Annotated in this window: 25 protein-coding genes and 1 pseudogene; 18 read left to right on the top strand and 8 right to left on the bottom strand. The window is 71.3% G+C overall.

Translation table 11 applies throughout. The annotated features are described in order from the left end of the window. Positions 1–2: 2 nt before the first annotated feature. From resB to AOJ26_RS12020, 4 genes are all read left to right on the top strand, one after another. Complete coding sequence (resB, locus tag AOJ26_RS12035) at positions 3–1,697, top strand: cytochrome c biogenesis protein ResB (protein WP_053848238.1); 1,695 nt, start codon at positions 3–5, stop codon at positions 1,695–1,697. Further along, positions 1,694–2,800 carry a c-type cytochrome biogenesis protein CcsB gene (gene ccsB, locus AOJ26_RS12030; RefSeq protein ID WP_053848237.1) on the top strand — a complete coding sequence of 369 codons (1,107 nt, stop codon included), beginning with the start codon at positions 1,694–1,696 and terminating at the stop codon, positions 2,798–2,800. The genes resB and ccsB overlap by 4 nt, the downstream gene beginning before the upstream one ends. 39 nt (positions 2,801–2,839) lie before the next feature. After that, complete coding sequence (locus AOJ26_RS12025) at positions 2,840–3,244, top strand: SRPBCC domain-containing protein (RefSeq protein WP_053848236.1); 405 nt, start codon at positions 2,840–2,842, stop codon at positions 3,242–3,244. A 116-nt stretch (positions 3,245–3,360) separates the two neighbouring features. After that, positions 3,361–4,260 (top strand): transglutaminase-like domain-containing protein, encoded by a 900-nt coding sequence (locus AOJ26_RS12020; RefSeq protein ID WP_053848260.1) that lies wholly within the window; start codon positions 3,361–3,363, stop codon positions 4,258–4,260. Here AOJ26_RS12020 and AOJ26_RS12015 read toward each other — a convergent pair. Next, on the bottom strand, positions 4,257–5,555 hold the full coding sequence (locus tag AOJ26_RS12015) for a PucR family transcriptional regulator (RefSeq protein ID WP_053848235.1): 1,299 nt from the start codon (positions 5,553–5,555) through the stop codon (positions 4,257–4,259). The two genes, AOJ26_RS12020 and AOJ26_RS12015, sit on opposite strands and share 4 nt — an antisense overlap. 93 nt (positions 5,556–5,648) lie before the next feature. Between AOJ26_RS12015 and AOJ26_RS12010 the strand changes: the two genes are divergently transcribed. Further along, positions 5,649–6,098 carry a nucleoside deaminase gene (locus tag AOJ26_RS12010; RefSeq protein ID WP_179200209.1) on the top strand — a complete coding sequence of 150 codons (450 nt, stop codon included), beginning with the start codon at positions 5,649–5,651 and terminating at the stop codon, positions 6,096–6,098. Next, on the top strand, positions 6,091–7,065 hold the full coding sequence (locus AOJ26_RS12005; RefSeq protein WP_053848233.1) for an isopenicillin N synthase family dioxygenase: 975 nt from the start codon (positions 6,091–6,093) through the stop codon (positions 7,063–7,065). The genes AOJ26_RS12010 and AOJ26_RS12005 overlap by 8 nt, the downstream gene beginning before the upstream one ends. A 6-nt stretch (positions 7,066–7,071) precedes the next feature. On the opposite strand, the gene AOJ26_RS12000 is transcribed toward AOJ26_RS12005, so the two are convergent. Both AOJ26_RS12000 and AOJ26_RS11995 read right to left on the bottom strand, forming a co-directional pair. After that, positions 7,072–8,463 carry a purine-cytosine permease family protein gene (locus AOJ26_RS12000; protein WP_053848232.1) on the bottom strand — a complete coding sequence of 464 codons (1,392 nt, stop codon included), beginning with the start codon at positions 8,461–8,463 and terminating at the stop codon, positions 7,072–7,074. A gap of 81 nt (positions 8,464–8,544) precedes the next feature. Then, on the bottom strand, positions 8,545–8,934 hold the full coding sequence (locus AOJ26_RS11995) for a PLD nuclease N-terminal domain-containing protein (protein WP_053848231.1): 390 nt from the start codon (positions 8,932–8,934) through the stop codon (positions 8,545–8,547). An 87-nt stretch (positions 8,935–9,021) separates the two neighbouring features. On the opposite strand from AOJ26_RS11995, the gene AOJ26_RS11990 reads away from it, so the two are divergent. From AOJ26_RS11990 to mqnP, 3 genes are read left to right on the top strand one after another with little or no spacing between them, the layout of a single operon-like run. Beyond that, positions 9,022–10,479 carry a menaquinone biosynthesis decarboxylase gene (locus AOJ26_RS11990; protein WP_053848230.1) on the top strand — a complete coding sequence of 486 codons (1,458 nt, stop codon included), beginning with the start codon at positions 9,022–9,024 and terminating at the stop codon, positions 10,477–10,479. After that, the gene (locus AOJ26_RS11985) at positions 10,476–10,946 is read left to right on the top strand and encodes a hypothetical protein (RefSeq protein WP_053848229.1); all 471 of its coding nucleotides are present in this window, start codon (positions 10,476–10,478) and stop codon (positions 10,944–10,946) included. Before AOJ26_RS11990 ends, AOJ26_RS11985 begins: the two co-directional genes overlap by 4 nt. Beyond that, the gene (mqnP, locus tag AOJ26_RS11980) at positions 10,943–11,866 is read left to right on the top strand and encodes a menaquinone biosynthesis prenyltransferase MqnP (RefSeq protein ID WP_179200210.1); all 924 of its coding nucleotides are present in this window, start codon (positions 10,943–10,945) and stop codon (positions 11,864–11,866) included. Before AOJ26_RS11985 ends, mqnP begins: the two co-directional genes overlap by 4 nt. Positions 11,867–11,931: 65 nt before the next feature. Here the strand turns inward: mqnP and AOJ26_RS11975 are convergent, their stop codons facing one another. Then, complete coding sequence (locus tag AOJ26_RS11975; protein ID WP_053848227.1) at positions 11,932–12,525, bottom strand: rhomboid family intramembrane serine protease; 594 nt, start codon at positions 12,523–12,525, stop codon at positions 11,932–11,934. Positions 12,526–12,655: 130 nt separating this feature from the next. Between AOJ26_RS11975 and AOJ26_RS11970 the strand changes: the two genes are divergently transcribed. The 7 genes and pseudogenes from AOJ26_RS11970 (at position 12,656) to AOJ26_RS11940 (ending at position 17,382) form a co-directional block, all read left to right on the top strand. Next, positions 12,656–13,285: a UbiX family flavin prenyltransferase gene (locus AOJ26_RS11970; RefSeq protein ID WP_234358535.1), complete on the top strand. Its 630-nt coding sequence runs from the start codon at positions 12,656–12,658 to the stop codon at positions 13,283–13,285. Positions 13,286–13,352: 67 nt separating this feature from the next. Next, entirely contained in the window at positions 13,353–13,808 is a 456-nt protein-coding gene (locus tag AOJ26_RS11965) for an Lrp/AsnC family transcriptional regulator (protein ID WP_037720768.1), read from the top strand. Between the two features lie 49 nt (positions 13,809–13,857). Continuing rightward, complete coding sequence (mqnE, locus tag AOJ26_RS11960) at positions 13,858–15,021, top strand: aminofutalosine synthase MqnE (RefSeq protein WP_053848225.1); 1,164 nt, start codon at positions 13,858–13,860, stop codon at positions 15,019–15,021. Positions 15,022–15,088: 67 nt separating this feature from the next. After that, positions 15,089–15,734: pseudogene (locus AOJ26_RS11955) on the top strand (UdgX family uracil-DNA binding protein). Positions 15,735–15,750: 16 nt separating this feature from the next. Next, the gene (locus AOJ26_RS11950; RefSeq protein ID WP_053848224.1) at positions 15,751–16,275 is read left to right on the top strand and encodes a GNAT family N-acetyltransferase; all 525 of its coding nucleotides are present in this window, start codon (positions 15,751–15,753) and stop codon (positions 16,273–16,275) included. A gap of 74 nt (positions 16,276–16,349) precedes the next feature. Further along, the gene (locus AOJ26_RS11945; protein WP_053848223.1) at positions 16,350–16,661 is read left to right on the top strand and encodes a DUF4229 domain-containing protein; all 312 of its coding nucleotides are present in this window, start codon (positions 16,350–16,352) and stop codon (positions 16,659–16,661) included. Positions 16,662–16,707: 46 nt separating this feature from the next. Next, positions 16,708–17,382 carry a TetR/AcrR family transcriptional regulator gene (locus tag AOJ26_RS11940; protein WP_053848222.1) on the top strand — a complete coding sequence of 225 codons (675 nt, stop codon included), beginning with the start codon at positions 16,708–16,710 and terminating at the stop codon, positions 17,380–17,382. Here the strand turns inward: AOJ26_RS11940 and AOJ26_RS11935 are convergent. Together AOJ26_RS11935 and AOJ26_RS11930 are read right to left on the bottom strand one after the other, a co-directional pair. After that, a complete protein-coding gene (locus AOJ26_RS11935; RefSeq protein WP_373413138.1) occupies positions 17,375–18,292 on the bottom strand; it encodes a MaoC family dehydratase in 918 nt (305 codons plus the stop codon). The two genes, AOJ26_RS11940 and AOJ26_RS11935, sit on opposite strands and share 8 nt — an antisense overlap. After that, on the bottom strand, positions 18,292–19,572 hold the full coding sequence (locus tag AOJ26_RS11930) for a 3-oxoacyl-ACP reductase (protein ID WP_053848258.1): 1,281 nt from the start codon (positions 19,570–19,572) through the stop codon (positions 18,292–18,294). The genes AOJ26_RS11935 and AOJ26_RS11930 overlap by 1 nt, the downstream gene beginning before the upstream one ends. An 88-nt stretch (positions 19,573–19,660) precedes the next feature. On the opposite strand from AOJ26_RS11930, the gene AOJ26_RS11925 reads away from it, so the two are divergent. Both AOJ26_RS11925 and AOJ26_RS11920 read left to right on the top strand, forming a co-directional pair. Then, positions 19,661–20,947: an acetyl-CoA C-acetyltransferase gene (locus AOJ26_RS11925; RefSeq protein WP_053848221.1), complete on the top strand. Its 1,287-nt coding sequence runs from the start codon at positions 19,661–19,663 to the stop codon at positions 20,945–20,947. A 220-nt stretch (positions 20,948–21,167) separates the two neighbouring features. Further along, positions 21,168–23,084, top strand: a complete 1,917-nt coding sequence (locus tag AOJ26_RS11920) for an AMP-dependent synthetase/ligase (protein ID WP_053848220.1) — start codon at positions 21,168–21,170, stop codon at positions 23,082–23,084. Here AOJ26_RS11920 and AOJ26_RS11915 read toward each other — a convergent pair. Continuing rightward, positions 23,072–23,263 (bottom strand): DUF397 domain-containing protein, encoded by a 192-nt coding sequence (locus AOJ26_RS11915; RefSeq protein ID WP_053848219.1) that lies wholly within the window; start codon positions 23,261–23,263, stop codon positions 23,072–23,074. The genes AOJ26_RS11920 and AOJ26_RS11915 overlap by 13 nt on opposite strands. Continuing rightward, positions 23,260–24,114, bottom strand: coding sequence for a helix-turn-helix domain-containing protein (locus tag AOJ26_RS11910; protein WP_063790266.1), 855 nt, complete (start codon positions 24,112–24,114; stop codon positions 23,260–23,262). Before AOJ26_RS11910 ends, AOJ26_RS11915 begins: the two co-directional genes overlap by 4 nt. Between the last annotated feature and the right edge of the window lie 17 nt (positions 24,115–24,131).

Here is a 24,131-nt window from a genome sequence, read left to right as displayed (position 1 = left end):
CCATGAGCAAGACCGCACCCGACACCCCCGACGCCCCCGTCGGCGACCAGGACCTCGGCGCCGCCGGCTCCCAGCTGTCCACCGCGCCCGTCGAGTCCGCGCCGAACCTGCCGTCGCTCGGGGTGATCGGCTGGGCCCGCTGGTTCTGGCGGCAGCTGACCTCCATGCGGGTCGCGCTGCTGCTGCTCCTGCTGGTGGCGCTCGGCGCGATCCCCGGCTCGCTGATCCCGCAGACCGGGACCGACGCCACCAAGGTCGCCGACTTCGTCAAGAAGAACCCCACCCTCGGGGACGTCTACGACAAGCTCGGCCTCTTCCACGTCTACAGCTCGGTGTGGTTCTCCGCGATCTACATCCTGCTGTTCGTCTCCCTCATCGGCTGCATCGTGCCCCGCACCTGGCAGTTCGTCGGCCAGCTCCGCAGCCGCCCGCCGGGCGCGCCCAGGCGGCTGACCCGGCTGCCCGCCTACACCACCTGGCGCACCGGGGCCGAGCCCGAGCAGGTCCGCGAGGCCGCGCTCACCCTGCTGAAGAAGCGGCGCTTCCGTGCCCACCTCGCCGGTGACAACGTCGCCGGTGAGAAGGGCTACCTCCGCGAGGTCGGCAACCTCGCCTTCCACATCGCGCTGATCGTGATGCTGACCGCCTTCGCCTGGGGCCAGCTCTTCAAGTCCGAGGGCAACAAGCTGGTCGTCGAGGGCGACGGCTTCTCCAACACCCTCACCCAGTACGACGACTTCAAGTCCGGGAACCTCTTCGACACCGGCGACCTGGTGCCGCTCAGCTTCACCCTGGACAAGTTCACCGGCACCTACGAGACCACCGGCCCCAACAAGGGCACCCCGCGTCTCTACCAGGCGGCCATCACCTACAGCGAGGGCGCCTACGGCAAGGAGCGCAAGACCCTCGTCAAGGTCAACGAGCCGCTGGAGATCGGCGACGCGAAGGTCTACCTCACCGCCCACGGCTACGCCCCCCTCATCACCGTGCGGGACGGCAAGGGCAACGTCGTCTTCCATGACGCGGTCGCCCTGCTGCCGCTGGACTCCAACGTCACCTCCACCGGTGTGATCAAGGTCCTCGACGGCTACCGCAACGCCAAGGGCGTCAGCGAGCAGCTCGGCATCTCGGCCTTCTTCCTGCCCACCTACACCAAGGGCAGCGAGACCGCCTCGACCTTCCCCGCGCTGCTCAACCCGGTGCTCAACCTCACGCCGTACCACGGCGACCTCGGTGTCGACTCGGGCATCCCGCAGAGCGTGTACCAGCTCGACAAGTCGCATGTGAAGGACTTCAAGGACGCCAAGGGCCAGGAGCTCAGGGAGAACCTCAAGCCCGGTGAGACCATGCAGCTCCCGAACGGTGCCGGCTCGGTCACCTACGAGGGCACCAAGCAGTGGGCGAACTTCCAGGTCGTCCAGCAGCCCGCCAGTGGCTGGGCTCTCGGCGGTGCCCTCACCGCGATCTTCGGCCTCGCCGCGTCCCTGTTCATCCAGCGCCGCCGGGTGTGGGTGCGGGCGGTGCGCGGCGACGACGGTGTGACGGTCGTGGAGATGGCCGGCCTCGGCCGCAGCGAGTCCGCGAAGCTGCCGGAGGAGCTGGGCGAGCTGGCAGGAGTCCTGTACGACCGAACGCCGAGTACCGAGCAATCCACCCCCGAACCCCAAGAAGCACCCTCCGAAGGGGCTGAGAAGTGACTCTCGCCGCCGCAACCGAGTTGGCCACCGCCACCAACGAACACCTCGCCAACATCAGCAACACGCTGATCTACTCGTCGATGGCCGTCTACACGCTGGCCTTCTTCGCGTACATCGCCGAATGGCTCTTCGGCAGCCGCAGCAAGGTCGGCCGCACGGCCGCCGCGCTCACCGCCGACACGAAGGCCAAGGCCAAGGCCAAGGCGCCCGCCGTCACCGTCAACCAGGGCGGCAGCACCGCCGTACTGGAGCGGCCGCAGGTCGTGGTGCGGTCGGCGGCCGGGGCGCGGGACGTGCCGGACGGGCCCGGGGCGCACGGCGGGGACGAGCAGGGCGACCTCTACGGGCGTATCGCCATCTCCCTGACGGTGCTCGCCTTCCTCGTCGAGCTCGGCGGCGTGATCGCCCGCGCGGCCTCGGTGGAGCGGGCGCCCTGGGGCAACATGTACGAGTTCAACATCACCTTCTCCACGGTGGCCGTCGCCGTGTACCTGGGGCTGCTGGCCCTGAAGAAGAACGTGCGCTGGCTCGGGCTGTTCCTGGTCACCACGGTCCTCCTCGATCTCGGTCTCGCCGTCACTGTCTTGTACACCGCCAGCGACCAGTTGGTTCCCGCCCTCCACTCGTACTGGCTGTACATCCACGTCTCCACCGCGATCTTCTGCGGCGCGGTGTTCTACGTGGGCGCGGTCGCCACGATCCTGTACCTCTTCAAGGACAGCTACGAGAACAAGATCGCGACCGGCGGCACCCCCGGCCGGTTCGCGAACTCCGTCCTCGACCGGCTGCCGGCCTCCGCGAGCCTCGACAAGTTCGCCTACCGCGTCAACGCGGCCGTCTTCCCGCTGTGGACCTTCACGATCATCGCGGGCGCGATCTGGGCGGGCGACGCGTGGGGCCGCTACTGGGGCTGGGACCCGAAGGAGACCTGGTCGTTCATCACCTGGGTCGCCTACGCCTGCTACCTGCACGCCCGCGCCACGGCCGGCTGGAAGGGCCGCAAGGCCGCCTACCTGGCGATGCTCGCCTTCGGCTGCTGGCTGTTCAACTACTACGGCGTCAACATCTTCGTCTCCGGCAAGCACTCGTACGCAGGCGTCTGACCACGTGCGGAACGCCGGGCTCCGGGTGACCCTGGAGGCATGACCGGTTCCGTCGAACACGGCAGCAGCCAGACCCACGGCAGCACCCGTGTGCTGCACTTCCTGGTGCGGTTGCCGGCGCCCATGGAGACGGTCTGGCCGGCGGTGGCCACCGCGGAGGGGCTCGCCGCCTGGTGGACCGGGGCGGAGGCGCTCGAACCCCGGCTCGGCGGCGCGGTCGTGCTGCCGGGCCTCGGGGAGGGCCAGGTCACCGCGTGGGACGTGGACCGGGTCGCCGAGTACACGCTGGAGCGGGGCGGCCGGGTCCGCTTCCATCTGGAGCGGGACGGGGACGACGGGGCGGTCCTGCGCTTCACGCACGAGTACGAGGGCGAGGGTGAGACGGAGCCCGCGTGGCGGGCCCGGTTCGAGCGTCTGCTGGAAACCCTGGGTCCCGCTTCGTGAGTGCCGCCCCCGACCGCACGACCGCCTTCTGGACATTTCGCGGCGAATTTTGACACGGTGAGGTGCACCGGCCCGTAATCGAACGCGCGGTCGATGACGCCTTCCGGGAGGCCTCCGTGTCGCTCTCCTTCCATGCCGGGCAGAGCACGTTCACCGACCCGGGCGACCTCGTCCGTCTCTACGACGGGTTGCCGCGCGATCCCGCCCGCCTGGCCCGGGTCGCGCGCGACCTGATGATCCACCGGCTGGAAGGCGGCCTGTTCGGCCACACCCATCCGACCGACCGCCTCCACAACGACGCCGAGTCCCGCTACCTCGACGACATCCTGCGCATCGTCGTGGACCGGAACGACGCCCCGCTGACCGTGCGGCGCGAGCCAGGCGACCGGTTCGTCGGGACCTGCCGCGACTTCACGCTGCTGCACGTCTCGTTGCTGCGCCATGCCGGCGTCCCGGCCCGGCTGAGGTCCGGGTTCGCCGACTACTTCTCGCCCACCGGCTTCCACGGCGACCACGTGGTCACCGAGTACTGGGACGAGGAACGGGGCTGGCTGCTGGCGGACGCGCAGCTGGCGGACCCGGAGATCACCGCGCACTGGCCCGTGGACTTCGACCCCATGGACGTCCCCCGGTCCCGGTTCCTCGTCGCCGGCGAGGCCTGGCGGGCCATCCGGGAGGAGGGGGCGGACCAGGAGACCTTCGGGTTGCATCCGCCGGCGGAGGGGCCGTTCTTCGGGGAGCGCTTCGTGGCCGGGAACATCAGGCTCGACCTCGCCGCGCTCAACAAGGTGGAGACGCTGCTGTGGGATGTGTGGGGCGCGGACGAGGGGGAGCCGGGCACTCCGTTGCCGCCGCGCGCCCGGGAGTTGTACGACCGGGTGGCGCCCGTGGTGAGCGGGCAGGTGTCGGTCGAGGCCGTGCGGAAGGTGTTCGCGCAGGAGGACGGGTTGCGGACACCCGCGACGGTGACGTGTTACGCGCCCTTCAACGGGCCGAGCCTCGTCACCCTTCGCTAGGCCACCGTCCGCAGCCCGCCGCGTACGACGGTGGGCGTCCCGCGCACCACCCGGTACGCGCAGGTCGCCGTCAGCAACTCGCCCAGCAGGTCCGGGTCGTCCACCTCCAGGCCCAGCAACGACTCGATGCGCTCCAGGCGTTGGTACAGCGACTGGCGGCCGATGTGGAGCAGAGCGGCCGTGCGGGTCGGGGAGCAGCCGTTGCGCAGATGGACCTCCAGGGTGCGCACCAGGTCGCTCGGGTGGGCGGCGTCCCAGGTCAGGAGGGGATCCAGGGTGTGCTGGACCAGGGCCGTCAGGCGGTCCCGGTTGGCGTCCACCCCGCCCCGGGTCAGCTCCCGCTCCAGTGCCAGGGCCCGGGAGGAGGTCACCAACGGGCCGTCGGGGGCGGCCGGTTCGGCCGAGGGGACGGTCAGTGCCAGTTCCCGTGTCGTACGGGCCGCCCGCAGTGTGTCGCTCCAGCGCAGCCAGCCGTCGCCCTGGGCCACGGCGTGCCCCACGGCGACCGTGAGTCCGGGGGCCGCCGTCGTGCGGAAGGCCTCCTGGACCGCCTTCACGGGGTCACCGGTGCGTGCCGCGGGGAGGGACAGCAGGGCCAGGACGTCCCCCGGGAAGGCGGCCCGCAGCACCCCCGCCCCGCCCAGCTGCCGTACCGCGCGGTCGACCGTGCTCACGTCCCGCGTGCCGTGCAGGGACACCCCGATCAGACGGGCGCCGGGGCCGGGGTGGAAGCCCGCGAGCGCCGCCCGCCCCTCCACCTCGGGCTGGTTCAGCGCCGCCCGGTCGGCGAGGTCGGCGAGCAGGGCCGCCGTGTGGTCGCCGCCCCACGGCCGTACCACCGCACGGCCCGACAGCCCGCGGGCCACGATCGCCCGGTTGGCGGCCTCCGTGATCCGTACGAAGGGCACCACCCGGTGCATCGCCAGCAGCGGCAGCCCGCGGCGGCGGGCCTCGTCGACCACCTCGGCGGGCATGACCGGCAGGGAGCGTCCCACCTCCACGGCGAGCCCGGCGGCGCCCCGGGCGGCCAGCTCGCGGACGTAGCGGCGGCGGGTCTCCTCGTCGGGGTCGGTCAGCCCGAATCCGTTGGTGAGCAGCAGTTCGCCGCCGTCCAGGAAGTTCGCGCCTTCGTAGACCTCGCTGATGGGGGTCCCCCCGCTTCGAGCGAAGTCGAGAAGGAGGGGGAGGACCCAGCGGACCGGGCGGTCCAGGGCGGTGTGTCCGGCCAGCAGCTCGGGCTCGGCGGCGCGGACCGGGTCGAGGGCGAGGATCTCGCGAAGGGTGAGTGCGGGCATGCGCGCCTCCCGACAGTTCGTCCGGCTGTGGGCTGCCGGGAGAGTACTTTCCGCACGTTGCCCTCGTGTTTCGGCCACAGGAGAGTGAGGGACATGGATCAGGCACAGGCACACCGGTGGCTCGCCGCCGCCGTCGAGGAGGCCCGCGCCGGGCTCGCCGAGGGCGGCATCCCCATCGGTGCCGCGCTCTACGGCGCTGATGGCACCCTCCTCGGACGGGGCCACAACCGGCGCGTCCAGGACGACGACCCCTCCATGCACGCGGAGACGGCCGCCTTCCGGGCGGCGGGACGGCAGCGCTCGTACCGCGGTACGACGATGGTGACCACCCTGTCGCCGTGCTGGTACTGCTCCGGGCTGGTCCGCCAGTTCGGGATCTCGCGCGTGGTGATCGGGGAAACCGCCACCTTCCACGGCGGGCACGACTGGCTGGCCGGGCACGGCGTGGAGATCGTGCTGCTCGACGATCCCGAGTGCGTCCGGATGATGACCGACTTCATCGAGAAGAACCCGGCACTGTGGAACGAGGACATCGGTGACTGACACCCCGCAGCCCCGCATTCCGACCATCGACCTGCGCCCCTGGCTCTCCGGGGACCCCGAGGCCCGCGCCGCCGTCGCCCGCACCCTCGACGAGGCCCTCCAGACCGCCGGGTTCTTCCTGGTCACCGGGCACGGCGTGGACCCGGCCCTGCGCGCGGGCATCCGGGAGGCGGCGCGGACCTTCTTCCGGCTGCCCGCGGCGACGAAGCGGGCGTACGAGGCGAAGGTCGGCGGCCGTGGCTGGCTCGGCCCCGGCGCCGAGGCCAACGGCTACGCGGAGGGCACCGAGACCCCGCCCGACCTGAAGGAGTCGCTGACCTTCGCCACCCACGAACCCTTCGAGGACCCGGTCGTCAACGCGGAGTGGTACGCGCCGAACGTCTGGCCCGCCGAGGTGCCCGGGCTGCGGGAGCTGTGCGAGGAGTACCTGGCGCGCATGGCCGAGCTGGAGAAGCGGCTGCTGACCCTCCTCGGCGAGGCGCTCGGGCTCGAACCCGACTTCTTCTCCCGGCACATGGACCACCCGACGTACGGCTTCAACATCAACTGGTACCCGGGGACCGAGGTCGTCGGGGAACCGCAGCCGGGTCAGTTCCGCATCGGCCCGCACACCGACTTCGGCACCGTGACCATCCTCGACCGGCAGGCCGGCAAGGGCGGGCTCCAGGTGTTCACGGACGCGGGCGGCTGGGAGGACGCCCCCTTCGACCCGGACGCCTTCACCATCAACATCGGTGATCTGATGGCCCGTTGGACCGGCGACCGGTGGCGGTCCGGACGCCACCGGGTGCTGCCGCCGCCGGCCGACGCGCCCGCCGAGGAGCTGATGTCCCTCGTCTACTTCGGCGAGTGCACCCCCGGCACGACCGTCGAGTCCGTCCCGGCACCCGTCGGGCGAGTGGCGTACGAACCGGTCGACTCCCACGCGTACCTGAGGGCCAAGCTGGACTCGATCACGGTTGCCTGAGAGCCGTCACCGCGCCGGGAACCGCCTCCGCAGCACCGCGTACAGCAGCGCGCTCACCGTGAAGCCGACCACGGGGGTGATGTCCCCGAACGACGGCCAGTGCTCCGGCACGTAGCCGACGTAGTCCTCCTGGTTGGAGAAGAGGGGGACGGACACGGCTACGCCCGTCAACAGGGCCGCGAGGCCGGGCCGGTTGGTGAAGGAGCGGTCGGCGAGGCGGGTCGCCGACCGCTCCTGGGGCACCCGGGCCCGCAGCCACCGCTCCACCAGGACCACGCCCAGCCACGGCGCCACCCAGTACGCGATCACCAGCAGGAACGCCTCGTAGGCCGCCCCCGCGTCGGAGAGCGAGGCCCAGGCCGCCGCCGTACCGGCGATCCCGGACACCACGACCAGCACGCTCCGGCTCAGCCAGGCGGGCAGGTCAAGGCCGAAGGAGGCGATCGAGATCGCGCCGGAGTACACGTTGAGGGCGTTGGCGGAGACCGCGCCCAGGATGATCGCGAGCAGGACCAGGTCACCCAGCCAGCCGGGGAGATGGCCGGTGAAGGCGGCCGTCGGGGTGGCGCCCTCCGGGGCCGCGATGGTCGCCGAGGCCGCGCCGGTCACCGCCACCACGGTGACCGACAGGAACAGGCCGAGCGCCGGACACAGAACCGTCCTGGCCCTGTTCGCCGTACGGGGGAGATAGCGCGAGTAGTCCGAGGCGTACGGGTTCCAGCCCGCCGCGTATCCCCAGGCCGCGCTGAACGCGAGCAGGAACCCGCCGATGCCGCCGCCCGTGCCGCCCCCGCCGAGGTCGGCGTCCTTGAAGGTCCACACCCCGGCCAGCAGGAAGATCACCGCGAGGACGGGGAAGGCGTACTTCTCGAAGATGTGGACGAAGTTGTGGCCGATGAAGCCGATCAGGATCTCGGCGGCCACCACGAGGAGGAGGGAGGGCAGCGGCCGCAGCCCGGTGAGGGTGTTGAGCGCGTAGGCCGCGCTGACGCTGTTCACCGCGAACCAGCCGACGCCCGCGACCAGGCCGTTGGCCGCGGCGGGCAGGATGTTGCCGCGGTACCCGAAGGAGAGGCGGCCGATCACCATCTGCGGCACCCCGAACCGGGGCCCGTCCAGGGACAGGATGCCCTGGGTGAGCGCGCCGAGGGCGGTGCCGAGCACGATGGCGGCCGTGGCCTGCCAGAAGCTCAGGCCGAAGAAGAGGACCGCGATCACCCCGATGAAGACCGTGGCGAACTCGATGTTCGGGGAGGCCCAGGTCCACAGCAACTGGAGCGGGCCGCCGTGCCGTTCGGACTCGGGGACGGGTTCCGAGCCCGCCGCCTCGACGGCGATGACCTTGTCACCGTATGCGGGAGCGAGGGTGCCGGGGGAGTCGGCGGGAGCTGTCGTCATGCGAGGTAAGTGTCCGGCCCCCGCCCGCCTCCGCCCAGGGGCGCGATGTCCGCTCCGGGGCCCTCGCCGGCGTACAGCCTGTCAGTCGCCCTTCGGCTCCTCGCCGGCCTCCCGGCGCTTCAGCTCCTCCTCGCGGCGGCGCAGGTCCGCCTCCCAGTCCTTCAGCAGGGCCTCGTCCTTCTTGTTGTCGGCCTTGAGGGAGTTCAGGAACTCGGGGTTGTCGTCCGGGGCGACGTACTCCATGCGGTGGTTGCGGTGCCACTCGGAGGGGGTGCGGCCGTTGGCCGGCGGGGTGCGCAGCTTGCCCGCGGCGAGCCAGGCGATCGGGCCGACGATCCAGAACAGCAGGATGATGAAGACCCAGGCGATCTTGGGAAGGTGCTTCGCCTCGTCCTCGGGAGTGTTGAGGCAGTCGATGAACGCGTAGATCGTCAGCGCCAGCGGGATCAGGTACATCAGCAGCCGGAACATGTGCTTGGGCCCCCCAGGGAACGGTGTGTGGAGCCTGTGACGGGCCCCTGACGGGGTCAGGGTAGCGGCTCGGGGATACTGGACCCCATGGCTTACGACGATCTTCGCTCCCTGCTCAGGGCACTGGAACGCGAGGGAGACCTCAAGCGGATCAAGGCCGAGGTCGACCCGTATCTGGAGGTCGGGGAGATCGTCGACCGCGTGCAGAAGGCGGGCGGCCCCGCGCTGCTCTTCGAGAACGTCCGCGGGTCGGCCATGCCGCTCGCCATGAACGTCTTCGGGACCGACCGCCGGCTCCTCAAGGCCCTCGGCCTGAAGTCGTACGGCGACATCTCCGACAAGATCGGCGGGCTGCTGCGCCCCGAACTCCCGCAGGGCTTCGTCGGGGTGCGCGAGGCCTTCGGCAAGCTCGGCGCGATGACCCACGTCCCGCCGAAGAAGGTGAAGTCCGGCGACGCCCCGGTGCAGGAGGTCGTCCTCACCGGCGACGACGTGGACCTCGACCGGCTGCCCGCGCTGTTCACCTGGCCCAAGGACGGCGGGTCCTTCTTCAACCTGGGACTGACCCACACCAAGGACCCGGAGACCGGGATCCGCAACCTCGGTCTGTACCGCCTCCAGCGCCACGACAAGCGCACGATCGGCATGCACTGGCAGATCCACAAGGACAGCCGCAACCACTACCAGGTCGCCGCCCGGCGCGGTGAGCGCCTCCCCGTCGCCATCGCCTTCGGCTGCCCGCCCGCCGTCACCTACGCCTCCACGGCCCCGCTCCCCGGCGACATCGACGAGTACCTCTTCGCCGGGTTCATCGCGGGCAAGCGGATCGAGATGGTGGACTGCAAGACGGTCCCGCTCCAGGTCCCGGCGCAGGCCGAGGTGGTCATCGAGGGCTGGCTGGAGCCCGGCGAGATGCTCCCGGAAGGGCCCTTCGGGGACCACACCGGGTTCTACACCCCGCAGGAGCCGTTCCCGGCGCTGACCATCGACTGCGTGACGATGCGGAAGCGGCCGCTGCTCCAGTCGATCGTTGTGGGCCGCCCCCCGACCGAGGACGGACCGCTGGGCCGCGCGACGGAACGCTTCTTCCTCCCGCTGCTGAAGATCATCGTCCCGGACATCGTGGACTACCACCTGCCCGAGTCGGGCGGCTTCCACAACTGCGCGATCGTCTCGATCGACAAGAAGTACCCCAAGCACGCACAGAAGGTGATGCACGCGGTCTGGGGGGCACACATGATGTCGCTGACCAAGCTGATCGTGGTCGTCGACGCCGACTGCGACGTCCACGATCTGCACGAGGTCGCCTGGCGGGCGCTGGGCAACACGGACTACTCCCGGGACCTCTCGGTCGTCGAGGGACCGGTCGACCACCTCGACCACGCCTCCTACCAGCAGTTCTGGGGTGGCAAGGCGGGCATCGACGCGACGAAGAAGTGGCCCGAGGAGGGCTACACCAGGGACGGCGGCTGGCCGGACATGGTGGAGTCGGACCCCGAGACGGCGGCGAAGGTCGACCGACGGTGGAAGGAGTACGGCCTGTGAGCCCCATCGCCGTGGGCGGCCCGGCCCTGTTCATCGGCACCGACACCGACTACGTGGCCCTCGTGCGGCCCGCGCTGGACCCGGCCGACCCCGGCGTCAGGCTGGCCGCCGAACAGGCGGGCGTCACGCCGGAGGAGCTCGCCGGCGCCGGTGACACCTGGGCGGTCCTCTTCGAGCGCGGCGGCGACGGCGACGGCTTCGAGCTGCCCGGCGTGCGCGACGCGGAACCCGCCGACTTCGCGGAGCGGCTGCGCGCGGGGCTCGTCGCGGCGGACGGTCCCTTCACGGTCGACGGCGGAGCGGCGCTGCGGCTGGACGCCCGTCCGGCCGGCCCGGACGGCTACGCCTTCACCGCGCACGTCACCCCACCCGACGACGCCGCGACACCGCTGACCGTGGAGACGGGCCCGCTGCCCGCCGCCGCACTCCTGACCGACCTCGACGCCTTCCTCGGGAGCCTCGCATGATGACCACCGCCGACGGGGTCGTGGGCCCGGGCCCGGCGCCGCAGCCGGCCGGGAAGGTGAAGAGCTTCCTGCGCCTCGTGATGATCGAGCACTCGGTCTTCGCGCTGCCCTTCGCGTACATCGCCGCGCTGACCGCGATGTACGAGTGGGACAAGAACATCCACTGGGGGCGGCTGCTCCTGGTGACGATCTGCATGGTCGGCCTGCGCACCTTCGCGATGGCGGTCAACCGGATCATCGACCGCGAGATCGACGCGCGGAACCCCAGGACCGCCCAGCGCGAACTGGTCACCGGGGCGATGTCGGTGAAGCACGCCTGGACCGGGGCGCTGGTCGCGCTCGTGGTCTTCCTCGGCTCGGCGGCGCTGCTGAACCCGCTGTGCCTGGCCCTGGCGCCCGTCGCGGTGATCCCGATGGTGGTCTACCCGTACGGGAAGCGGTTCACGAACTTCCCGCAGGCCATCCTCGGTCTCGCCCAGGCGATGGGGCCGATCGGCGGCTGGCTCGCCATCACCGGGTCCTGGTCCTGGGACGCGGTCGTCCTCGGCCTCGCGGTCGGCATCTGGATCGGCGGGTTCGACCTGATCTACGCCTGCCAGGACGTGGAGACGGACCGGGAGATCGGGGTCATGTCGGTGCCGGCGCGGTTCGGCATCCCGGCGGCGATCCGGGGCGCGCGGGTCTGTCACGCCCTGACGACGGCCCTCCTCGTCTGGTACGCCGTCGCCACCGAGGCCGGTGGGTTCTTCTGGGTGGGCCTGATGATCGTCGCGGGCGCGTTCGTGTACGAGCACTCGATCGTGCGCCCGCATGACCTGTCCCGCCTGAACCGGGCGTTCTTCAGCGTCAACGGCTTCATCGGGATCGCCCTGTTCGTGTGCGCGCTGCTGGACCTGCTGGTGCGGGGACTGACGGTCTGAGCCGGGTCCGCAGGGTCGTTGCGGGGTGCGGGTCGTGGGGGTTGCTCGCGCAGTTCCCCGCGCCCCTAGGTGGGTACAGGTCCTCGGCGTCCGAAGGCGAACGCCGTCGCCACCCCCGCCATCAGACCCACCAGATGTGCCTGCCAGCTCACGCCCGACTGGGTCGGTGCCAGGCCCACCAGGATCGACGTGCCCCAGACCGCAGCGACCAGGAGCCCCACCAGGACGCCCAGCGGCCTGCGCTCCACGAAGCCCGTCACCACCAGGTAGCCGAACAGGCCGAAGACCAGGCCCGACGCGCCCGCCGTGTTGCTGTGGGCCGGGGCTATGAGCCAGACGCCGAGGCCGTCGGCCACGACGATCGCCGCGCAGACCATCGCGAAGCGCCGGATACCGCCGAGCGCCGCCAGGAACCCCATGACCAGCAGCGGGACGCTGTTCGCGGCCACGTGGGCGAAACCGAAGTGGATGAAGGCCGCCGGCACGACGTCGACCAGCTCGGACGGCGTGCGAGGCGTGATGCCGAGGCCGTCCAGGGCGTGACCGCTCGCCACGTCCACCACTTCGAGCAGCCACAGCAGCGCGACCCAGCCCACCATCAGCTTGGCCGCGGCCTTCGCCCGGTCCCCGCGCGACCACTCAAGTTCATTGCCCGTCATGGCAACCCCCATCCCCACAATGGAACGCCCCGACCCCTTGGCCGGTTCCCACCCCGTGGCGCCGGATAGGCTCGGGGGTGTGAACCCAGTCAAGCCAGGAGAGACGCGGCGTACGCCTTGGATCGTAGGGGTGTCCGGCGCCTCCGGCACCCCGTATGCCGCGTCCGTGCTGCGTGCGCTGCTCGCCGCCGGAGAGAGCGTCGACCTGGTGGTCTCCCGTGCCTCGCGGCTCACCCTCCTCGACGAGACGGGGATCTCGTTCCGGGACGCGCACTGGCGCGAGGACCTGCGGGAATGGCTGTGCCGGGGAGCCGACGGCAAGCCGGCCTTCGACGTGGACACCGACGCGGTGCGGTACTGGCCCGCCGGGGACCTGGCCGCGGGGCCGTCCTCGGGGTCGTACCCGAGCAAGGGGATGCTGATCGTCCCCGCCTCCACCGCCTGCGTCGCCGGAGTCGCCCTCGGTCTCTCCAAGGACCTGCTCCAGCGGGCCGCGAGCGTCACGCTGAAGGAGCGGCGGCCGCTGGTCGTGGCCGTACGGGAGACCCCCCTGAACGGGCAGACCCTGCGGCACCTCGTCGCACTCGACGACGCCGGCGCGAGCGTGGTCCCGGCCTCGCCGGGTTTCTACGCGGGCGCCACCCACATCCAGGACCTGGTGGACTTCGTCGCCGGGCGGGTGCTGGACGCGGCGGGCGTCGGGCACGACCTGTACCGGCGCTGGCAGGGCGAACTGGGCGGCGGCACATCGGGTCAGTAGGGCAAGTGGCAGTACCGGCAGTACCTCTCATCACTTCAGGCACTTTTCAGCGGAAGGCTTCGATCCCATGGACGCGGTGGACAGGCAGCTCATCCAGGCCCTGAGGGAGAACGGCCGGGCCTCCTACGCGGAGCTGGGGCGCCTCGTCGGTCTGTCGGGACCCAGCGTCACCGACCGCATCAACCGGCTGGAGGCGGCCGGTGTCATCACCGGTTACCGCGCCACCGTGGACGCCGCCTCGCTCGGCCTCGGCGTCACCGCGCTGATCGGCATCTCGCTGTCCGACGCGGTGGACCACGAGGACGTGGCGCGCCGGCTGCGGGACCTCACCGAGATCGAGGACTGCTGGTTCATCGCGGGCGACGACTCGTACATGCTGAAGGTGCGGGCGCCCGACGTGGACGGCCTGGAGAAGATCATCCGGCGGCTGTCCGGGACCGAAGGGGTCTCCCGGACCCGCACCACGATCGTGCTCTCCACGAAGTGGGAGAACCGGGTCGGGGAACTGCCCGAAGAGGCGTAGTGGCAGGGACGTACCGTTGTAGCAGTCGTCGGAGAAAGGTGTGACCCCCATGGACGTCGGGCTCAAGCGCGAGCTGGAGGAGAAGGTCAGGGCCGGTGAGCGGCTGACCCGTGAGGACGGCATCGCGCTGTACGAGTCGGACGACCTGGCCTGGCTCGGCGGCCTCGCGCACGAGGTGCGGACGCGGAAGAACGGCGACGTCGTCCACTTCAACGTGAACCGCCACCTCAACATGACCAACGTGTGCACGGCGTCCTGCGCCTACTGCTCCTTCCAGCGCAAGCCGGGCGAGAAGGACGCGTACACGATGCGCATCGAGGAGGCGGTCAAGCTCGCCAAGGCGATGGAGGGCGAGAACCTCACCGAGCTGCACATCGTCAACGGCCTGCACCCGAACCTGCCGTGGCGCTACTACCCGCGGTCGCTGCGCGAGCTGAAGGCGGCGCTGCCCGGTGTCTCGCTGAAGGCGTTCACCGCGACGGAGATCCACCACTTCGAGACGATCTCGGGTCTGTCGGCCTCCGAGATCCTCGACGAGCTGATCGACGCGGGTCTGGAGTCCCTCACCGGCGGCGGCGCCGAGATCTTCGACTGGGAGGTCCGGCAGCACATCGTGGACCACCGCACGCACTGGGAGGACTGGTCCCGGATCCACCGCCTGGCGCACGAGAAGGGTCTGAAGACCCCGAGCACCATGCTGTACGGCCACATCGAGGAGCCCCGCCACCGCGTGGACCACGTGCTGCGCCTGCGGGAGCTCCAGGACGAGACCGGCGGCTTCCAGGTCTTCATCCCGCTGCGCTACCAGCACGACTTCGTGGACGTGAAGGACGGCAAGGTCAGGAACCGCCTCCAGGCGCGGACCCGGATGGCGACGGGCGCGGAGGCCCTGAAGACCTTCGCGGTCTCCCGCCTGCTGTTCGACAACGTCCCGCACGTCAAGGTCTTCTGGGTCATGCACGGTGTGCAGACCGCCCAGCTCGCCCTCCAGCACGGCGCGGACGACATGGACGGCTCGGTCGTCGAGTACAAGATCACCCACGACGCCGACAACTACGGCACGCCGAACAAGCTCACCCGCGAGGACCTGCTGGACCTGATCCGGGACGCGGGCTTCCGGCCGGTGGAGCGGAACACGCGGTACGAGGTGATCCGGGAGTACGACGGGCCTGACGCGGGGCGTCGGGAGTCTCCTCAGCCGATGCGGGTCTGATTGCGGCCGCGGGTGCGTGGGGGCTGGTCGCGCAGTTCCCCGCGCCCCGGGTGGGTACCCGGGGCGCATGACTGCGAAGGCACCCGAGGATGCCTATACCGCTGAACCGTTTCTTCCGGAGCGCGGTGGCCTTCCCGCTCTGCGGCGGGCCGCCGCTGCATGTCGTGGGTGCCCGCTTCATCGCGATGCCACTCAGGTCGTCTTCGGCACCGGCGACCCCCACGCGCGTGATGCTCGTGGGGGAGCAGCCCGGGGATCAGGAGGACCGGCAGGGGAAGCCGTTCGTCGGGCCTGCCGGGAAGCTGCTGGACCGGGCGCTCGCGGAAGCCGGGATCGATCCCGCGCACGCCTATGTCACCAACGCCGTGAAGCACTTCAAGTTCACGCAGGCCGAACCGCGCAAGCGGCGCATCCACAAGTCGCCCACGCTGCGGGAGATGACGGCCTGCGGGCCCTGGCTCGCCAAGGAGCTGGCACTCGTCGAGCCGGAGCTGATCGTCGTGCTCGGCGCCACCGCGGGCAAGGCCCTCCTCGGCTCCTCCTTCCGCGTCACCCAGGTGCGCGGGACCGTGCTGGAGGAGGAGATCCACGGCAGGCCGGAGCGGCTGGTGCCGACCGTGCACCCCTCGGCCGTGCTGCGGGCCGACGACAGGGAGGCCGCGTACCGGGGCCTGGTGGCGGACCTGGAGGTGGCGGCACACGCGCTGGGGTAAGGCTTACGATGCTGCTGTGTCCCTTACCTTTACTCTCGACCCGGCCGTCACTCCCGCCCTGCGGGACGGCCTCCTCGACCTGTGGACGGACGTCAGCAACGCGGGCGGCGCCGTGGGTTTCGTCCCTCCCGTGGAGCGGGAGACCGTACGCCCCGAGCTGGTGAAGCACTTCGCGGCGATGGCCGACGGCCGCACCCGGCTGCTCGTCGGACACGACACCGAGGGCCGGGTGGCCGCCACCGCGTTCCTCACCTTCAACACGCACCGGCTGATGACCCACTGGCTGTGGCTCTACACGGTGATGGTCCACCCCCGCCACCAGGGCCGCGGCTACGGCCGCGACCTGCTCGCCGCCGCCGCCGACGCGGCCCGCGGGCTCGACGGCATCGAGGCGATACGGCTCACCTGCCGCGGCGGCCTCGGCCTGGAGCGTTTCTACGGCTCGTGCGGCTACAAGGAGGTCGGCCGCATACCCGACGCCATACGGGTCGCCCCCGGGGACGACCGGGACGACGTGATCATGCTGCTGCCGCTCGGCTGACCCCCGTCGAAGATCGGGTGCCCGGCGTGCTTCACTGGACGGTGTCCCTTTAGGAACCGGAAGAGTGGATTGACATGCTCCGCTACACGCTGATGCGCCTCGGGATCTTCGTGGGCTGCCTCGTGGTCGTCTGGGGCCTCGTCTACTCCGGCCTCGCCCCGCGCGGCCTCGGCGACTCCAACGGCATGTGGATCGTCCTGCTCTCCCTGCTGCTCTCGGCCCCCATCAGCTTCGTGGTCCTGCGCAAGGAGCGCGACCGCGCCTCCATCCAGGTCGTGCAGCGCGTCGACCGGATGAAGGCGAACCTGGAGGCGAACCGCAGCCAGGAGGACGAGGCCGCCGACGGGGCCGCCCCCTCCCAGGGCCAGGCCCCGCAGACCTCCTGAGCCCAACGCCCGCGCCGGCGTGCCCGGGTGACCGTAGGCTTTGGGCATGGGTGTCGTGAAGAGCAAGCGCATGCCGCGTGCCGTGCGGGAGCAGCAGATGCTGGACGCCGCCGTGGAGATCTTCGGGCGGCGCGGGTACATGGCCGCCTCGATGGACGAGATCGCCGAACTCGCCGGTGTGTCCAAGCCGTTGGTCTACCTGTACCTGAACTCCAAGGAAGACCTCTTCACCGCGTGCATCCGCCGGGAGGCGGCCGCGCTCACCGAGGCCGTGCGGACGGGCGTGGGCACCGGCCCCGCGGCCGACCGTCAGCTCTGGGACGGTCTGCTGGCGTTCTTCACGCACACCTCCCAGAACCCGCACGGCTGGTCCGTGCTGCACCTCCAGGCCCGTATCCACGGTGAGGCGTTCGCCGCCGAGGTCACCGCGATGCGCGAGGAGATCGTGGCGTTCGTGACCCATCTGATCGTGGTCGCGGCCCGTGCGGCCCACCGCGACCCGGACCTGCCCGAGCGCGAGGTCGCCGGGCTCGCCGAGGCGCTCGTGGGCGCCGCCGAGTCCCTCGCCGCCTGGGCGAACGCGACCCCGGGCGTGACGGCGAGGCAGTCCGCGGCGACCCTGATGAACTTCGCGTGGGCCGGACTCGGCAACCTCATGGAGGGCCGGCCGTGGACGCTCCAGGACACGCCGTCCGGGAGCGCCCCCGTCCAGGTCAGCTAGCGGCGCCCGCCGGGGCGGGGCCGCCCGGCGGGTACACACCGCCGGTCACGTGCACGCGCTCCCCGTCGCACAGTTCGAAGCGCTCCCCGTCCGCCGCGTAGGTCACCGTCCCCGGCAGCAGCACCGGCGCCCTGAACTCGGCCAGCACCCGTACCGCCGGGGGCGTGCCGTGCGCGGCCAGACAGCGGGCCGCCGTCCACATGCCGTGCGCGATCGCCCTCTTGAAGCCGAAGAGGCGGGCCGTGAGCGGGTACAGGTGGATCGGGTTGCGATCGCCGGACGCGGCGGCGTAACGCCGTCCGATGTCCCCGGCCAGCCGCCATTCGGCGACCGCGGGCAGCGGCCCGTGCTTCTCCTGGTCCGGGCCCCGGTCCCGCTGCGCACCGGTCTCCGTCGTGCGGTGCCGTGCCAGATAGGTGCTCACCGACTCCCACACGACGTCCTCGCCCACCCGCAGCTCGGTGACGACCGAGGCCTCGGTGCCGCGTCGGTGCGGCGCCAACCCGTCGACGTACACGGTGAGTTCGTACTCCCCGGACGCGGTCAGCTCCCGGTGGCGGGTGATCTCGACGGAGGTGTGCACCAGTCCGAGCAGCGGCAGCGGGAAGTCCCGTCCGCTCATCAGGCTCATGGCCAGCGGGAAGCCCAGCACGTGCGGATACGTCACCGGCAGCGCGTCCTCCCCGGTCGCGAACCCGCACACCCGCTCGTAGGCGGCCAGTCGCGCGAGGTCCACGCGCAGCCCGGGCAGCACGAGGCGGGTGCGGGGGAAGTCCGCGGTGGCCGAGGGCCGCTTGAAGGGGGAGCGCAGGGCGCCCCGCGCGAGGAGCGGGAGGAGGGCGGGGGAGCGGCGCAGGACGGTCCGCGGGCGGCCGTACGACCGCTCGGCCCGTGTGTCGTGGGATCCCACTACGCCCCCAACAGGCTCTGGCCGCACACCCGTACGACCTGGCCGTTCACCGCGCCGGAGGCGGGGTGGGCCAGCCAGGCCGTCGTCTCGGCCACGTCGACGGGCAGTCCGCCCTGTCCGAGGGAGTTCATGCGCCGCCCCGCCTCCCGGATGAACAGCGGGACCGCCGCCGTCATCTTCGTCTCGATGAATCCCGGGGCGACGGCGTTCACCGTCACTCCGTGCCCGGCCAGCGCCCGGGGTGCCAGGGAGCGCACCAGTCCGACGACTCCGGCCTTGCTCGCGCCGTAGTTGGTCTGTCCGGCGTTGCCGGCGAGCCCCGCGATGGACGCGGTGGCGACGATCCGCCCGCCGCGCCGCAGCGTGCCCGCCTCCAGCAGCGCGTCCGTCGTGCGCAGCACACTCGCCAGGTTCACGTCGAGCACCGAACTCCAGCGTTCCGCGGGCATGTTGACCAGCCGCCGGTCCCGGGTGATGCCCGCGTTGTGGACGAGCACGTCCAGGCCGTCGGGCAGCGCCTCGGCGATCCGCGCGCCCGCGTCGGGAGCCGTGATGTCCAGCGCGAGGGCGCTGCCACCGAGCCGCCCGGCCAGTTGCTCGGCGTCCGCCGCCGCCCCCGGCACGTCGAGTACGACGACCCGCGCCCCGTCCCTCGCCAGGGTCTCGGCGACCGCCGCGCCGATGCCCCGCGCCCCGCCGGTCACCAGGGCCGTGCGCCCGGCGAGCGGGAGGTCCCGGTCGAAGTCGGCCTCCTGCGGCTGCCCGACCTCGATCACCTGGCCGCTGACGTACGCCGACCTGGGGGAGAGCAGGAACCGCAGGGTCGACTCGGCGGCGGAGGCGTCGGTCAGCCGGACGAGGTTGACCGTCCGGCCCCGCCCGATCTCCTTGCCGAGGGAGCGTGTGAACCCCTCCAACGCCTGCTGGGCGGCGGCCTGGTGGTGGTCGGCGGGGTCGAGCGGTGCGCCGAGGACGACGACCCGTCCGCTCGCGGCGACCGAGCGCACGACCGGGTGCAGGGCCGCGTGCACCTCGGCGAGCCCCTCGACGTCCCGCACTCCGGTGGCGTCGAGGAGGACCGCGGCGGGCGTGTCCGACGCGGCCGGGAAGTCCAGCCCGGACAGCACCGACTTGCCCGCCGTCAGCTGGAGCACCCCGCCCTCGAACTCCGGGGACTCGGGTGACCAGCGGCGCAGCACCGCCGGTTGCGGGAGTCCGAGGCGGCGGGTGAGGAACCGGCCCGGCGCGGTACCGGTGAAGCTCAGATAGCGGTCGGCCATGTCCATCTCCCGGGTCGGTCGCAGATTCCTTACTCTGGAGTAAGGTTACCGTAGGTAAGTCCATTCTCGTGGTGAGGAGCTGGTGGAGATGAGCCCCCTGGAGCCGCCGGTGGCCCGGCGTGTGGCGATCGTCGCGGGGACCCGTGTGCCCTTCGCCCGCTCGGACGGCCCCTACGCCACCGCCTCGAACCAGGAGATGCTCACCGCCGCCCTCGACGCCCTCGTCGAGCGGCAGGGGCTCCAGGGGCCGGGCGCGGTGGGGGAGTTCGTTGCCGGTGCCGTCCTCAAGCACGCCCGTGACTTCAATCTCGCCCGCGAGACGGTCCTCGGCTCGAAGCTGGACCCGCGCACCCCGGCGTACGACGTCCAGCAGGCGTGCGGGACCGGACTCCAGGCCGTCATCGCCGCCGCCAACAAGATCGCCCTCGGCCAGACCGAGTCCGCGATCGCGGGCGGCGCGGACACCGCGAGCGACGCGCCCCTCGGCGTCAACGACGACCTGCGCCGCATCCTGCTGGAGGCCCGGCGCGCGAAGTCGGCCGGCGCCCGCCTCAGGGCACTCGCCCGCATCCGCCCCGCCCACCTCGTGCCCGACATCCCGCGCAACGCCGAGCCCCGCACCGGTCTGTCGATGGGGGAGCACGCCGCCGTCACCGCCCGGGCGTGGGGCGTGAGCCGCGAGGACCAGGACGAGTTGGCGGCGACCAGCCACCAGCGGCTCGCGGCCGCCTACGAACGCGGCTTCTTCGAGGACCTGGTGGTCCCCTTCCGCGGCCTGGCCCGCGACCAGAACCTCCGCCCCGACTCGACGGCCGCGAAACTCGCCGCGCTCAAGCCGGTGTTCGGCCTCAAGGACCCCGAACCGACCATGACGGCCGGGAACTCCACCCCGCTGACGGACGGCGCGGCGGTGGTCCTGCTGGCGTCGGAGGAGTGGGCTAAGGCGCGCGGCCTGGAGGTGCTGGCGTACCTCACGGCGTACGAGACGGCGGCCGTCGACTTCGTGCGGGGGGATGTGGCCCAGGGCGAGGACGGGCTGCTCATGGCTCCCGCCCACGCCGTCCCCCGGATGCTGGAGCGGACCGGGCTCGGCATGGAGGACTTCGACCTGGTCGAGATCCACGAGGCCTTCGCCTCCCAGGTCCTCGCGACCCTCGCCGCCTGGGAGAAGCGGGGTCTGGCCCCGGTCGACCGGGCCCGGCTCAACGTCACCGGGTCCTCCCTCGCCACCGGGCACCCCTTCGCGGCGACCGGGGCGCGGATCGTGGCCACGCTCGCCAAGCTGCTGGCCGAGCGGGAGGGCCCGGGCCGCGGGCTGATCTCGGTATGCGCGGCGGGCGGTCAGGGGGTGACGGCGATCCTGGAGCGGCCGTAGCAACCGATAGCTGACAAATTCTCACTTTGCGGTCGAGATTGCACAGTCCTGGCTCCGGACCATCAACGAACCCGCACAGAGTCGCCACTTGAGCCACTTAGGATCACCCTCCTACCCCTGGTAACCCTTCCCGGCGCACTCGCGGGTGAACGCCCCGGTACGTCCCCTGCGTACCTCATGCAGCGGAGCGGTACCGAGCTGCACGTCCCAGGAGCTGACCATGTCCCTCTCGTACGTGTCCGGCCACGACTACGACGGCGCGCCCGTACTCGTGGAACCAGAGATCGTGCGGCTGGACGGTGAGGTCCGCGAGGTGTCGGTGCCGCCGCTGGTGCCGCCGGTGACCCACGGCTCACTCGCGGACCTGCCGTTCGACAACGCGGAGGCGGCGCCGCAGCAGCGGGTGATGAGCCGCCGCACCGAGGACGGCCGCTGGGTCGACCTCACGGCGGCCGAGTTCGCCCAGCAGGTACTGGCGGTGGCGAAGGGCCTGATCTCCGAGGGCCTGATGCCGGGCGACCGGGTCGCGATCATGGCGCGTACGACGTACGAGTGGACGCTCCTGGACTTCGCCGCCTGGGCCGCGGGCCTGGTGACGGTCCCCGTCTATCCCACGTCCTCCGTCTTCCAGACCCGGTTCATCCTGCAGGACTCCGGCGCGGTCGCCCTGGTCACGGAGACGGCCGCCCAGGCCGCCGCCCTCGGCCCGGAGCTCAGCCGCCTCCCCGACCTGCGCCACATGTGGGTCATGGAGAAGGGCCACGTGGACCGCCTGGCCGAGCTCGGCCGGCCCGTCCCGGAACAGGAGATCGGCGTACGGCGGGGCATGCTGGGCCCGGACACGGTCGCCACCGTCGTCTACACCTCCGGCACCACCGGCCGCCCCAAGGGCTGTGTGCTCAGCCACGGCAACTTCCTCGCCGAGATCGACAACGCGGTCGAACTCCTCTACCCCGTCTTCAAGTCGAAGTCGGAGGAGGCGGACCTCGCGACCCTGCTCTTCCTGCCCATCTCGCACGTCTTCGGCCGCATGGTCGCCATCGCCTGCGTCCGCGCCCGGGTCCGCCTCGGGCACGCGCCGAGCCTCCAGGCCGAGGACCTGCTGGCCGACCTGGCGAGCTTCAAGCCGACCTTCCTCCTCGTGATCCCGTACATGCTGGAGAAGGTCTTCAACAACGCCCGCGCCAAGGCGGAGAGCGGCGGCCGGGTCACCGTCTTCGACCGCGCGACCAACGTCGCCGTGCGCTACGGCGAGGCGATGGAGGCCCGCAACGCGGGCACCGGCTCCGGTCCGGGCGCGGCCCTGAAGGCGGCCCGCACCTTCTACGACCCGCTGGTGTACCGCCGTATCCGCAACGCCATGGGCGGCCGGATCCGGCACATCATCTCCGGCGGCTCCCCGCTCGGCCGCCGTCTCGCGGCCTTCTACGCGGGCGCGGGCATGGAGATCTACGAGGGCTACGGCCTGACCGAGTCGACCGGGGCCGCCACCTGCACCCCGCCCCTGAAGCCCCGGCTGGGCACGGTCGGCTGGCCCCTCCCGGGCACCCGGATCCGCATCGCGGCCGACGGCGAGATCCTGCTGAGCGGCGGCCAGGTGTTCCGCGGCTACTGGGACCCCTACGGCGAGGGGGTGGCCCCCGCCTCCGCCGACGGCTGGTTCCCGACCGGTGACATCGGACAGCTGGACGACGAGGGCTATCTGACGATCACCGGCCGCAAGAAGGAGATCCTGATCACGGCCGGCGGCAAGAACGTCGCCCCGGCCCCGCTGGAGAACTGGCTGCGCTCCCACCCCCTGATCTCGCAGTGCATGGTCCTCGGTGACCGCCGCCCCTACATCTCGGCCCTGATCAGCCTCGACATGGACGGCGTCCACCACTGGCGCCAGATGAACGGCAAGCACCCCGTCCCCGCCGAACTCCTGGTCAACGACGAGGAGTTGCGGCAGGTCCTGCAACGCGCGGTGGACGAGGCGAACAAGATGGTCTCCCGCCCGGAGTCCATCCGCCGCTTCGCCGTCCTGCCGACCGACCTCACCGAGGCGGCCGGCCATCTGACCCCGTCGATGAAGCTGCGCCGGGAGGCGGTCATGCGGGACTTCGCGGACGAGATCGAGAGGCTCTACGAGCGCTGAGCACCGTGCGCGGCGAGGAAGGCCGACCAGGCGCCGGGGGAGAGGGCGAGGTGGGGGCCGGTGGGGTGCTTGGAGTCACGGAGGTGGACGGTGCCGGGGGTTACGGCGACCTCCAGGCATTCGCCTCCCTCGCCGCCGCTGTAGCTGGACTTGAACCAAGTGAGCTGCTCGACGTTCATAGCTCCTCCAGCTTCCGCTCGATCAACTTCCGGGACTCCGAGGGCGAGAGTGCCATCGCTCGCATGATCCCATAGCGGTCGGTGATCTTCCGGACCTCTTCCGACTCGGTGATCAAGCGGGGGTATCCCTGGACCTCCGTGTACGCCACCTGGTTGTGCCCCTTCGGCGTCAGCAGGTTGAACGCCCCGTCCATGTTGGGGTGTTCCTCCAGCGTGGACGGCATCACCTGGATCTCGACGTTCTGCATCTGCCCGACCTGGAGCAGGCGTCGAAGCTGATCCGCGTGCACCCGGCGTCCGCCGATCGGTCGGTCCAGCACGATCTCCTCAAGGACGTAGCTCACGATCGGCACGGGCCAACGTCCGAAGACCTGCTGTCGGGAGAGGCGGTCCGCGACCCGCTTCTCGATCGTCTCCTCGTCCAGGAACGGCCGCCGTTTGGCGAACACGGCTCGCGCGTAGTCTTCGGTCTGCAACAGGCCCGGCACCCCGTGGTTGGCGTAGAAGTGCAGCTCGACCGCCTCCGCCTCCAGCCCCGCGTAACTGCGGTACCACTCCGGGTGTCGAGTCCGTGTCTTCGCCATCGCCTCCTCGACCTCCGGGACGACCTCCTTCAACAGGCCCCCCGCGTCGAGCAGTTCGTCGGCCTTGGTGAGCACCTCGGGCCGCAGCGTCCGCACTCCCCGTTCCATCGAGGAGATCGCGTCGGGGCCGTACCCCACCATTTCCCCGAACTCCTTCTGGGTGAGCCCCTTCCGCTCGCGCAGCAGCTTCACCATCTTGCCCAGCGCGACGAACAGCCCCGCCGTACCGTCCGCCTCCGCAGGCGTCTCCGGCCTCCGCTCGACCATGCGCCCCCCCCCTCCCG

It is taken from the genome of Streptomyces sp. NRRL B-24085 (assembly GCF_001282115.1).
GTDB lineage: Bacteria > Actinomycetota > Actinomycetes > Streptomycetales > Streptomycetaceae > Streptomyces.
Note: the sequence above shows the minus strand (reverse complement) of the source record. Positions and strands in the feature narration are given on the sequence as shown.